General features: G+C 61.4%; 12 protein-coding genes and 2 riboswitches. Of the genes, 6 read left to right on the plus strand and 6 right to left on the minus strand.

The annotated features are described in order from the left end of the window. The 6 genes from CPI83_RS21890 to CPI83_RS21915 all read right to left on the minus strand — a co-directional run bounded on the left by CPI83_RS21890 (nucleotide 1) and on the right by CPI83_RS21915 (nucleotide 6,374). Complete coding sequence (locus CPI83_RS21890; protein WP_003944291.1) at nucleotides 1–1,638, minus strand: ABC transporter substrate-binding protein; 1,638 nt, start codon at nucleotides 1,636–1,638, stop codon at nucleotides 1–3. A gap of 235 nt (nucleotides 1,639–1,873) precedes the next feature. Continuing rightward, nucleotides 1,874–1,968: riboswitch (SAM riboswitch) on the minus strand. Nucleotides 1,969–1,985: 17 nt separating this feature from the next. Further along, the gene (locus CPI83_RS21895) at nucleotides 1,986–2,561 is read right to left on the minus strand and encodes a GNAT family N-acetyltransferase (RefSeq protein ID WP_020968836.1); all 576 of its coding nucleotides are present in this window, start codon (nucleotides 2,559–2,561) and stop codon (nucleotides 1,986–1,988) included. A 23-nt stretch (nucleotides 2,562–2,584) separates the two neighbouring features. After that, nucleotides 2,585–3,694 (minus strand): FAD-dependent oxidoreductase, encoded by a 1,110-nt coding sequence (locus tag CPI83_RS21900; RefSeq protein ID WP_097387703.1) that lies wholly within the window; start codon nucleotides 3,692–3,694, stop codon nucleotides 2,585–2,587. A gap of 10 nt (nucleotides 3,695–3,704) precedes the next feature. Beyond that, on the minus strand, nucleotides 3,705–4,676 hold the full coding sequence (locus CPI83_RS21905; RefSeq protein WP_020968834.1) for an ABC transporter substrate-binding protein: 972 nt from the start codon (nucleotides 4,674–4,676) through the stop codon (nucleotides 3,705–3,707). A 34-nt stretch (nucleotides 4,677–4,710) separates the two neighbouring features. Then, a complete protein-coding gene (locus CPI83_RS21910) occupies nucleotides 4,711–5,469 on the minus strand; it encodes an amino acid ABC transporter ATP-binding protein (protein WP_269456395.1) in 759 nt (252 codons plus the stop codon). Between the two features lie 23 nt (nucleotides 5,470–5,492). After that, complete coding sequence (locus CPI83_RS21915; protein ID WP_153210940.1) at nucleotides 5,493–6,374, minus strand: amino acid ABC transporter permease; 882 nt, start codon at nucleotides 6,372–6,374, stop codon at nucleotides 5,493–5,495. Between the two features lie 285 nt (nucleotides 6,375–6,659). Beyond that, nucleotides 6,660–6,754: riboswitch (SAM riboswitch) on the minus strand. 199 nt (nucleotides 6,755–6,953) lie between these two features. Here CPI83_RS21915 and CPI83_RS21920 point away from each other — a divergent pair. The 6 genes from CPI83_RS21920 (at nucleotide 6,954) to CPI83_RS21945 (ending at nucleotide 11,217) form a co-directional block, all read left to right on the plus strand. Beyond that, nucleotides 6,954–7,721 carry a sulfite exporter TauE/SafE family protein gene (locus CPI83_RS21920; protein ID WP_003944404.1) on the plus strand — a complete coding sequence of 256 codons (768 nt, stop codon included), beginning with the start codon at nucleotides 6,954–6,956 and terminating at the stop codon, nucleotides 7,719–7,721. 37 nt (nucleotides 7,722–7,758) lie between these two features. Further along, entirely contained in the window at nucleotides 7,759–8,574 is an 816-nt protein-coding gene (locus CPI83_RS21925) for an HAD-IIA family hydrolase (protein WP_029254768.1), read from the plus strand. Between the two features lie 287 nt (nucleotides 8,575–8,861). Next, nucleotides 8,862–9,419 (plus strand): alternate-type signal peptide domain-containing protein, encoded by a 558-nt coding sequence (locus CPI83_RS21930; protein ID WP_020906667.1) that lies wholly within the window; start codon nucleotides 8,862–8,864, stop codon nucleotides 9,417–9,419. 4 nt (nucleotides 9,420–9,423) lie between these two features. Further along, complete coding sequence (locus tag CPI83_RS21935; protein WP_097387704.1) at nucleotides 9,424–9,990, plus strand: hypothetical protein; 567 nt, start codon at nucleotides 9,424–9,426, stop codon at nucleotides 9,988–9,990. Then, the gene (locus CPI83_RS21940) at nucleotides 9,987–10,631 is read left to right on the plus strand and encodes a signal peptidase I (protein WP_097387705.1); all 645 of its coding nucleotides are present in this window, start codon (nucleotides 9,987–9,989) and stop codon (nucleotides 10,629–10,631) included. The genes CPI83_RS21935 and CPI83_RS21940 overlap by 4 nt, the downstream gene beginning before the upstream one ends. Nucleotides 10,632–10,659: 28 nt before the next feature. Next, complete coding sequence (locus CPI83_RS21945) at nucleotides 10,660–11,217, plus strand: SipW-dependent-type signal peptide-containing protein (protein ID WP_157920621.1); 558 nt, start codon at nucleotides 10,660–10,662, stop codon at nucleotides 11,215–11,217. The last annotated feature ends 3 nt before the right edge of the window (nucleotides 11,218–11,220 follow it).

Consider the following 11,220-nt stretch of genomic DNA (forward strand, 5'->3'; position numbering starts at 1 on the left):
TTACTTACCCGACAACCATGCGTCGTAGAACTGCAGGCGCGAGGAGGCTTCGAAGTTCAGGTCCTGCACACTCGATCCGGCGCCGATGGCCTGCGAGAGCTCGATGGTGGGGATGGAGAGTCCACGGTCGAGGATCAATTCCTGTGCAGTGGATACCAGTTCGCCGCGTTGGCCGTTGTCCGTGGCTGCAAGCTGGTCTGTGAGTACCTTGTCGAGCTCCGGATCTGCGCCGCGACGGTTCAGGTTGCGGCCTTCGGTGCTGAACGATGCCCGCAAGATGTCGGCGTCCGCGCGAGTGCTGTTGTAATACAGCGAATCGTAATCACCCGATACTCCCTTCTCGGTCCATTCACCGTTCGAGACCAGGTTGAGCTGCAGGTCGACGCCGACCTTCTTGAGCTGCTGCTGCACCAGCTCGAGGATGGCCTGGTTACCCGAGAACACCGGACTGAAGGTGACGCTGAAAGTGAGCTTCTGCCCGTCCTTCTCGCGGATACCGTCGCTGCCGGTCTTCCAACCAGCCGCGTCGAGGAGTTTCGCCGACTTGTCGGCGTCGTACGTCACGACACTGGATTCGTCGCTGTAGAGCGGAGTGGTGTGAGCCAACGGGCTCGTGGCCGGGAAGAACGACGGATCCAGAACGGTGTCGACGAGTTCTTGGCGGTTGATTGCGGGAATGATGGCCTGGCGAACAGCCTGATCGGCGAGAACGCCGCGACTGACGTTGGGCTGGAAGAAGAAGCTCACACCCGGGTTCGGCCTTGTGAGGATTCGTCCGCCTGCGCCCTCGATCTGCGGCGCATCCTGCGGAAGCGCATCGCTGACCGCATCGAGCTGGCCGGAGGCCACGCTGCCTGCCCGCACACCGGATTCGGGGACCACAGTGAAGTCGACGCCGTCGAGGTAGGCCTCGCCCTGATGCGCGACCGCGTCCGACGCCCAGTTGTATCCCGCACGCTTGGCGATCTTGACGCTCTTGTCCTGCTGCCAGTCGGTGTACACGAACGGTCCGGAGGCGATCACCGCTGCACCGGGGCAGCGCTGCTCGGATGCCAGCGCGGTGGTGGAATCGGCGAGGATTCCGAGCTGTGGCGTCGAAGTTGCCTGCAGGAACTGAACATTGGGTCCGGAGAAATTGATCTTCGCCGTGTGAGCATCTACGACGTCGGTACCGGTGTACGAGGACAGGTAACTCTTCGCCAACGACGCGTTCGGTCCGAGATTCTTGACCGAGTCGAAGGTCTTCTTCACCGAATCCGCCGTCACCGGGGTGCCGTCGCTGAAGGTGGCGTCGTCGCGAAGGACGAACGTGAAGCTAGCGGCGTCGGGGCTGATCTCCCAGCTCTTGGCGAGCCACGGGGTGATCTCTCCGGTGTCGGGATTTTGATCGGTCAGCGAATCCACCACGGTCCGAGTGACATACACGGTCTGGTTACTGCCGGCCTGGGCCGGATCGGCGCACGTCGGCGCCTGCGACAGACCGTAGCGAAGGGTTCCGCCGGACTGGGCGGGGCCTGCGTCGGCAGCACTGTCACTCCCGCTGCTGCAGCCGGCGAGGACGGTGCCGAGAACCGAGACAGCACCGATACCGGCGATTACGGTCGCGCGTTTGCGGGCACCGAATGAGGGCGAAGACACCAAGAACTCCTAAAGAGGCATGCCGAAGAGCGCACCCGTCGCCTGAGACGAGAAAGGCGATCGAGCACGAATCACTTGTGAGAGAAGAGAAAACAGACTTGTCGACGACTCGCCTGAGTGTGAATGACTGACCGAGGTCAGTTGGTACAGAAAGATCCCGCGGTGCGGCACAGGTCTACGTGACGACGCGACCAGGCGGTATCGAAACCGCCTTCGACTGCCTTCATTTCGTGTTCCTCCATCGGTCCTGGCGGTAGCACCCGCACCCGATCACTCGGGGGGTTGCTGCGACTTCAATGAGCCAGGTCTCTCGGTCGCTCTGGATGGTCGTTCGCAAGTGTACGAGGTTAAACCCGGGTGTTGTCAACCCGGTCGGTAGGAATTGCTGCTCGAGTCACATTTTCGAGGACCCGAAGTTGTTTCTCGAACGGGTGGATGCCCACCTCTTCGGGCGAGAGTGACGCGTCGTAAAGCGGTGTGTATCCACTGGACAGATACAGCGCGACGGCCTCGGGTTGCCGAGGACCCGTCGTGAGAAACACCCGGTTGTATCCACGAAGTTCGATCTCTCGTTCCAACTCGCGAACGACGGCCTTGCCGAGGCCGCGCTTCCGATAGTCGACCGATGTCCAGATTCTCTTCAGTTCGGCAGTGGTGGAATCGAATTGACGAAACGCACCACCGGCGATCGGCAGACCGTCGTGGGTGAGCACCAGAAGCGCACCCTGCGGGTAGGCAAATTCTTCTGCCGGATACGTCGTGAGATCCTCGAGCATCGCTTCGCGAGTCCCGCCGTAACGCGAACTGTATTCGAGTGCCAACTCCGCGATCAGTGGAGCTGCCAAGGGATCGTCCTGCGATACCGAATAGACCTCTACCGCTCCGACACCCTCGAGCTGTCGAGTTCCGAGCTCCAGTGCCACAACACTTTCCTCCATGAATCTGGTCAACGCTCCCCCAGCCTGAAAACTTCCGGAGCGAGGGTGGTTCCGTCGACGAGGTCCGCCACAAGTTCACCCAAGGCCGGACCGAACTTGAACCCATGCCCCGAGAACCCCGCCGCCACTGTGACGGCGCCGACTCGGTCGATGACGAAGTTACTGTCCGGCGTGCTCGTGTACAGGCAGGTGAGCGACTCGACACGGGTGGAATCGACACCGGGCAACCACGACTCGGCGTACTCCACCAATCGCTGCTCTCCGTCGACATCAGGGGTGTAGTCACGGGTCTGCGGAGTCACCACCGGCCCGGTCGCGTGTTCGCCGATCTTGATCCCGTCCTCGGAACCGAGCCCGTAGATCCCCGCGGTCTCCAATTCTGCGCCGGTGTGGTGGACGAAACTCGGCCACTCGACTCCGGGATCGAGCGGTGCAAAGTGGGCCGGTTGTTCCTGCGTCGTGCGCAGCGTCGGCAATACGATCTCGGAGCCGAGACCGCTGTCTGCGATCAGATCCGCAGTCCACGCACCGGCCGCGATCACTACCTGACGAGCTGCGAGCGTTCCACTGTCCGTCACCACGTCCACGCCGTAGGACGCCCGCGCGAGTGCCAACACCCGAACATCGTGACGGACCTCGGCGCCGGCAAACACCGCTCCCGCCTTCAGAGCGGTCACGGCGCGGTCCGCGTGCAACCGGCCTGCATCGGGGTGATGGAGCACCGTGGTGTCGAATCGCAGCCCCGGCCAACGGGCGGACGCCTCGGCAGGGGTGAGGATCTCGCCCTTGATGCCCGCCTCGAGAAGTATCTTCGCCTTGGACTGCACTGCCTGCGGCAGGCCGTGATCAACGGCACCGGTGAGTTCCAGGAACCCGATGTCCGTCGTGGTCTCCAACTCCCGCCACAGCGGCAGCGCGTCGGCCGCCAACCCGGTGTACAGGTGATTGTCGTACGCCTGACGGTAGATGCGCGAAGTACCGTGCGACGCACCGTGCTTGTGCCCCGGCCCGAACTGTTCCAGCTGAACGACGCTACGTCCGCGCGCCGCGAGCCGCCAGGCGGCGGAGGACCCGACGAGTCCTCCGCCGATGACGATCGCATCGAAAATCTCACTCATGGACGAGAGCTCACTTGGTCTTCGGAAGGCCGGGCGGGTTGATCAGGGACGTGTCGACAGCTTCACTCGTGATGTTCCAGCGCTCGAGGATCTGCTGGTACGTGCCGTTCTCGATCGTGTGGTTGATCGCGTCGTTGATTGCCTTGATCAGGCCATTGTCCTTCTTCACCAGAACCGCGATCTGACCCTGCAGCGTGTCGCCTGCACCGGAGAACTCACCGACAACTTCGGTTTCACCCGACTGCTTGGCATGGAACTGCGACGACGGGTTCGGTCCGAAGTAGGCGTCGATCCGGCCGGACTGCAGCGGCAGGTAGTAGTCGGTGGTGTTCTGGTAGTAGGAGATGTCGGTGGGCGCCAGGCCGGCCGCGACGTTCTGCTCACTCCATTTGACCAGCAGCGCTTCCTGATTGGTGCCCGAGGAGACGGCGATCTTCTTACCCGCGACGTCCTTGGGCTCCTTGATGGAGATCCCGGCTCCCTTCTTGGCTTCGAAGGCGAGGGTGTCGAGTCGGTAGGTGGCGAAGTCGTACTTCTCCTTACGCTCTTCCGTCACAGTCACATTGGACAGGAATGCATCAGCCTCGCCGGAATCGACGCGAACGAAGTTCTGTGCCCAGTCTGCGGTCTGCAGGTCGACCTTCAAACCGAGAACGTCACCGATCAAGTAGGCGAAGTCGGTCTCGGAACCGATGAGAGTGGTGTCGTCGTCGGCGTAGAAGCGGAGCGGCGGAGCGGAACCGGCACTGCCGGTGACGCGCAGCGTGCCACGATCGCGGATGTCCTGAGGTAGCTCGGCGGCGATGGAATCCACCTTGTCGGTGGTAATGCGGTTCTGATCGGCCGTGAGGTTGTAACCCGCAGCAGCGGTGACCTGGGCGCCGTCGGACTCGGCGTCCGCACTGCTGCATGCAGCGCTGAGCAGTCCGACTGTGGCAAGAGCCGAGATCAGAAAAGTCGCGCGACGGGATGGGGAGAACATCAATTTTTCCTTCCGGGAATGAGTCTGGGTCGCGTCAGAGGACGCGGGAGAGAAAAGCTTTGGTCCGTTCGTGGACCGGATTGTCGATCACCTGCGAAGGTGGGCCCTGTTCGACGATGACGCCGCCGTCCATGAAGACCGCAGTGTCCGCCACTTCCCGAGCAAATCCGACCTCGTGTGTGACGATCACCAAGGTGGCGCCGTCACGGGCCAGCTGAGCGAGGACTTCGAGAACCTCGCCGACCAGTTCCGGGTCGAGCGCCGACGTCGGCTCGTCGAAGAGAATGACCGCCGGCCGCAGTGCCAGCGCTCGCGCTATCGCGACGCGCTGTTGCTGGCCACCGGAGAGTTGGCGGGGATACTCGTCCGCCTTGTCCCCCACTCCCACTCGCTCGAGCAGTGCGCGGGCCTCGCGGTACACCTCGTCACGATCACGCTTCTGGGCCGAGAGCGGCGCTTCCACCACGTTTTCCAGCGCGGTCAGGTGCGGAAACAGATTGAAGTTCTGGAACACGAATCCGATGTGCGAACGCTGTTTCAGGATCTCGCGGTCACGCAGTTCGTGGAGCCGATTTCCCTTGCGCCGGTACCCGATCAGTTCTCCGTCGATCCGCACGGTCCCGCGGTCGACCTTCTCGAGGTGATTGAGGGTGCGCAGCAAGGTGGACTTACCGGAACCAGACGGACCGAGAATGACGGTCACTTCGCCCTTGCGGACCAGGAGATCAACGCCTGCAAGTACTTCCAGCGTGCCGAACGACTTGTGAATTCCGCGTGCTTCGACGGCGTACACCGTCTCTTCGGTCAGTTCTGCGGTCATCGGGTCGCACCTCTCGGAATATCGAGACGCGCATCGCGAATCTCTTCGAACTTCTTGCGCGCCTTCTGTACCGGAGTCAACGGAAGCGCACGGGCGGATCCTCGTGCATAGTGGCGCTCCACGTAGTACTGACCGATCGAGAGCAACGTCGTGAGGATGATGTACCAGATCGTGGCGACCATCAGCAGGGGCACGACTCGTCCGTTGCGGCCGAAGATGACCTGCACCTGGTAGAACAGTTCGGCGATTGCCATGGTGGAGACGATCGACGTTCCCTTGAAGAGTCCGATGACCTCGTTGGCGGCATTGGGGAGGATCGCTCGCATTGCCTGCGGGAGAACGATCTTGAAGAACTGGCGACTGCGCGGAATACCGAGCGAGTGAGCAGCTTCGATCTGGCCGTGATCCACCGAAATGATTCCGGAGCGGATGATCTCGGCCGAGTATGCAGCCTGGTGCAGCGCCAAACCGATGACTGCCGCGGTGAATCCGCCGATCACACCGCTGACCTGGAAGGTGAAGAACTCGGGCCCGAAAGGTATTCCGAGAGAAAGCGTCTGGTACAGGTATGTGATGTTGAACCAGAAGAGCAGCTGCACGATGAGTGGAATCGAGCGGAAGGCCCAGATGTAGGTCCAAGCGATCACCTGCAGGACCGGGTTTTTCGACAACCGACCGAGTGCCAGGAAAACACCGAGACCGAATCCGAGGATCGTCCCCCACAGCGTCAGTTTGATCGTCATCCACAGCGCGGCGAGCACTGATTTCGCGGTGAAGTATTGCGCGAAGGTCGGCCAGTCCCAGCCGGGGTTGACGACGAGTCCGTGGATGAACTGAGCAAGCAGTACCAGCACGACCGCACTGATCACCCAGCGCAGCGGGTGCCAGGTGCGAGCAACGACAAGCTCCGAGTCCGGAAGTTGCGGCTCGGACACCGACTTTTCGGGGCGGACATCGGTGGGCGCGCTCACGGCGCGCTACCTGACGGAGTGGACATGACGAATAGACCTTTCGGGGAAATGGGAACGCAGCTGTGGTCTCGAGTTGGTGAGCTCGAGTTGCGAAGACGACGGTTCGGTCAGCGACAGTGACACGAAGCGGTGCGGCACAGATCGATGTGGCGGCGCCTGTGCGGAGCGTGCGAAGTGGAACCCATGTGATGCCTTCCATCGGTCCTGGCGGTAGCACCCGCTCCCGATCGCTCGGGGGGTTGCTGCGACGTCGACGAGCCAGGTCTCTCGGTCGCTCTGGATGGTGAGCAAAGACTAGACCCGAAATGTCTAGTCGTCAAATGTTGTATTTCCCTGCACTGCAAGGGAAATGAAAGATCAACCAGGTTGGAATCGCACTGATTCCAACGGTGTCCGAAGCCGCGTTAGACGTGTTCAATGGAGTGTTCGAACGAAGACCGGGACCGCCGTCTGTACCGACTTTTCCTCTGCCGTACCGTCTGCGGAGTGAGTGGACTCGACGCATTCTTCATATTGCTGGCCGGCATCGGCGCGGGCGCGATCAACGCCGTGGTCGGCAGTGGAACGCTGATCACGTTCCCGACGCTGGTCGCCTTCGGCATGCCGCCCGTGACCGCGACCATGTCCAACGCGGTCGGGCTCGTCGCCGGCGGAGTTTCCGGCACCTGGGGCTACCGACGCGAGCTGTCCGGACAGTGGGATCGACTGAAGTGGCAGATTCCGGCGTCACTCGCCGGGGCACTACTCGGTTCCTGGTTACTCATGCATCTACCCGAGAAACTGTTCGAAACCATCGTTCCGGTGCTGTTGGTCCTCGCCCTCGCGCTCGTCCTCCTCCAACCACGCATCCAGGCGTGGGCCAAGAAGCGTTCCACCGAAGAAACGACGCTGTCCACCAAGAGGCTGATGCTCCTGACCGCCGGCACCTTTGCAGTCGGCATCTACGGCGGATACTTCACTGCCGCGCAGGGCATCCTTCTCATCGGTGTGATGGGTGCCATCCTCCCGGAAACCCTCCAACGCATGAACGGCGCGAAGAACCTGCTCTCACTGCTCGTCAACATCGTTGCAGCGGGGATGTACATCACTCTGGCGTTCGATCAGATCAATTGGGCAGCAGCCGGTTTGATCGCTGTCGGCTCGCTCGGCGGTGGCGTCCTCGGCGCCCGCTACGGACGGCGCCTGTCCCCCACTGCATTGCGCTACACGATTGTCGTCGTCGGCCTGATCGGGCTGTGGCGCCTTCTCGCTTGATCGCCCACATCGGGCGGCACCCGCACATACTGGAGTCATGACCAGTACAGAAGATCAGACCGGTTGGACCTACCTCATGGACATGGACGGGGTTCTCGTCCACGAGGAGCACTTGATACCTGGAGCGGACACGTTCCTGGCAGAGCTGGCGTCGAACGACATCCCGTACATGGTGCTCACCAACAACTCCATCCGAACCCCGCGTGACCTGCGAGCACGCCTGCTCAATTCGGGACTCGACATCCCGGAGAAGTCGATCTGGACGTCAGCGCTCGCTACCGCGACGTTCCTGGCCAACCAGCGGCCAGGCGGCAGCGCCTACGTGGTCGGCGAATCGGGCCTGACCACTGCCCTGCACGACATCGGTTACGTCCTGACGGACAGTGACCCCGACTACGTCGTCCTCGGCGAGACGCGCACGTACTCGTTCGAGGCGATCACCACCGCCATTCGCCTGGTCGAGCGTGGTTCGCGGTTCATCGCCACCAACCCCGACGCCACTGGGCCGTCGCGTGACGGCTCGCTGCCGGCCACCGGCTCGGTCGCCGCTCTCATCACCAAGGCAACCGGACGCGATCCCTACTACGTCGGCAAGCCCAACGCCTTGATGATGCGCTCTGCCCTGCGGTCCATCGGCGCTCATTCGGCTAACACGTTGATGATCGGCGACCGGATGGACACCGACATCGTCTGTGGCCTCGAAGCCGGACTGCAGACGATTCTGGTGATGACCGGGATCTCGACCCGCGCGTCGGTGGAGCTCTTCCCGTACCGACCCACAGTCGTTCTCGAGTCGGTCGCCGATCTTGTAGGAATGACAACCGATCCATTCCGTAGCACCGCAAACAATTGATTCAATTGCAAAACAAAACCGCGAGTCGGTAATTAACTGGTAAAAAACACTAGATTTGCCAGGATCCGACTCGTCCACTTTGTCCAACTGGACAAACAATCGGTTTTCTTCACTCCAAAATTACATACTGATAGTTATCTGCAGGTCAGAAGGCAATTTGTTCGACAGAGAAAGGTGGATCACAGTCGAAAAATAAATTTCGAAAAAGTAGTAACGAATCGTTTGCCGTGGCTGATACTCATGTCTGAACGACCCATTTCGGGTCCCAGACATGAAATGAGATTTTCATGAAGAAGCAGACCAAGGGCGCGATCGCTGCTGCGGCGGCCGGCGCCCTCCTCCTCGGCGGTGCGGGCTCGCTCGCTGTGTGGAGCGACTCGGCCGACGTCAGTGGCGGCGGACCCGTCACTTCCGGTGCACTCGACCTGAGCGCCTGCGCACCGGTCGGCGGCGGTTGGAACTCCCTCAATCCGACGAAGACCGCGATCACCAACATCTCGGCTTACCGCATCGTCACCACCGAGAGCATCGAATACACCTGCGACGTCACAGTGACCGCAGTGGGCGATCGTCTCGCGGCTGTTCTGACCGCTGATACGGCCGGCATCGTTCCAGGTGCCAACAGCGCCGAACTTGCCGCCGCTGTACAGCCGGTTACGACCATCAAGGACGCTGGTGGCAACCCGATTTCACAGATCACCAAGGTACAGAACGGCACGATCGTGCACGTCGGAGTCCGTCTGAACTTCACCGAGGTGGCCAACCAGGTCGCGCAGAATCAGTCGCTGAACTTGGCGGCGATGAAGCTGGTCGTCACTCAGACAGCGCTGACTCCGGCTCCGTAATTTCATGAGGAAAAAGGTCTGGGGAGCGATCGCAGTCGCGGTGGCTGCTGTAGCGGTGTTCGCATCGTCACAGCAGTCGCTCGCGCTGTGGTCCGATTCGGCGAGCGCGAGTGGTGGGACCGCAACCGCTGCAAGCGTCAACCTCACCGTTGGTACATCGGCCGGAACCAGTGCGGCGTACACCCTGGCGAATTTGACGACGGCCACGACGCCTGTGGTCCCGGGAAACACGGTGCAAGCTCCGCTCACCGTCAAGAATTCGGGGTCTGATCCTCTGCAGTGGCGAATGCAGTCGACGAGCGCACTTCCGGGATTCACGTTGACCACGTACGGAGTCGCCAACGAAAGCGCCTGCCCGGCCGGCGTCAACACCGCGGCTCCGGCAGTAACCCCAGTGACGTCCGGATCGATGAATGCATCGCTGCAGTACCCGGTTTCCCCCGCGTACATGCCGACTCCGCTCGCAGCCGGTGGCACCTACATCCTGTGTCTGCGGCTCACGGTGGGTGTTGGTGCGGTTTCCGGTCAGACGACCAACGCCACCTTCACGTTCCAGGCAGGGGCGGCATGACGAAACACTCGACCAAACGCGGTGAACGTACCGGCCCTCTGTGGTGGGTCACCTCTATCGTCAGTTGGACACTGCTGCTGGCGATTTCGGCAGTCATCGTCGCAACCATTGTCATCCCCTTCTTCGCGGGAGCGCAGCGCTTCACGATTCTGACCGGTTCGATGCGCCCGACGTACAACCCTGGATCACTGGTCGTCGTCAAACCTGTCGATCCGTCCGAACTGGGGATCGGTACACCTATTACGTACCAGCTGGAATCGGGTCAGCCGACCGTCGTCACGCACCGGATCATCGCCACAAGTGAAAACCAAAAGGGTGAACGAACTTTCATCACCCAGGGCGACGCGAATGGTGAACGCGACGAGAAAGAAGTACGGCCAGTACAGATCCGGGGAAAGGTCTGGTACAGCCTTCCGTATCTCGGCTACGTCAACACTTGGCTCACCGGAGAGCAGCGCACCGTGATCGTGGTGATAGTCGTGACGGCACTACTGCTGTACGCGGCCTACATGATGATCAGCGGCATCCGTGACGGCCGGAAGGAGCGAGCTCGAGCCCGATTGGCGCCTGACCCTGCAGCTTCCAACCTCACCGACCCCGTCCAGATCGAGAAAGGCCAGCACGATGCCCTCGCGCCCTGACCGTCCGGCCCACCGGATTCGTCACCTGTTGACCAGCACGCGTTTTCGCGCGCTGCTCGCGCTGGGGATGGTGCTTGGTGTCGGCGGTGTAACCACGCTCGCGGCCTGGACGTCTTCGGCGATGGCGACTTCGGGAAATATCACGACCGGGTCGATCAATCTGCAGTTGAATACCACAATCCAACCCACGCTGACCACGACACTGAACTTCAGCCAACTCGGCAAAACCGGGATGATTCCCGGCGACTCGAACTCCGCCATCGTCAAAGTCAACAACGTGGGGGCAGGCGTGAATCTTCCTCTGAAATACACGATTACTTCCACCAGCGGCGGCGCGCTGACGACCTACTTGCGGATGACTGTGTCGTTGAACGGAACTGTGGCCAACAAATGCACAGATGGCAGCAATGTGGTGTTGTCCTTACCGCTGACACTCACCACAAATCAGGCGGTCGGTGCGCCCGACCGTTCTCTGGCTATCGGGGCAACCGACAATCTTTGTGTCTCGGTGACGCTTCCGACGAGTCCGACCCCACCGACGAGCAGCTCGTCGAGCATCGTCCTGAACTTCTCGGCAAAGGTGTGAGCG

The sequence above is a fragment of the Rhodococcus sp. H-CA8f genome (assembly GCF_002501585.1).
Lineage (GTDB): Bacteria > Actinomycetota > Actinomycetes > Mycobacteriales > Mycobacteriaceae > Rhodococcus_F > Rhodococcus_F erythropolis.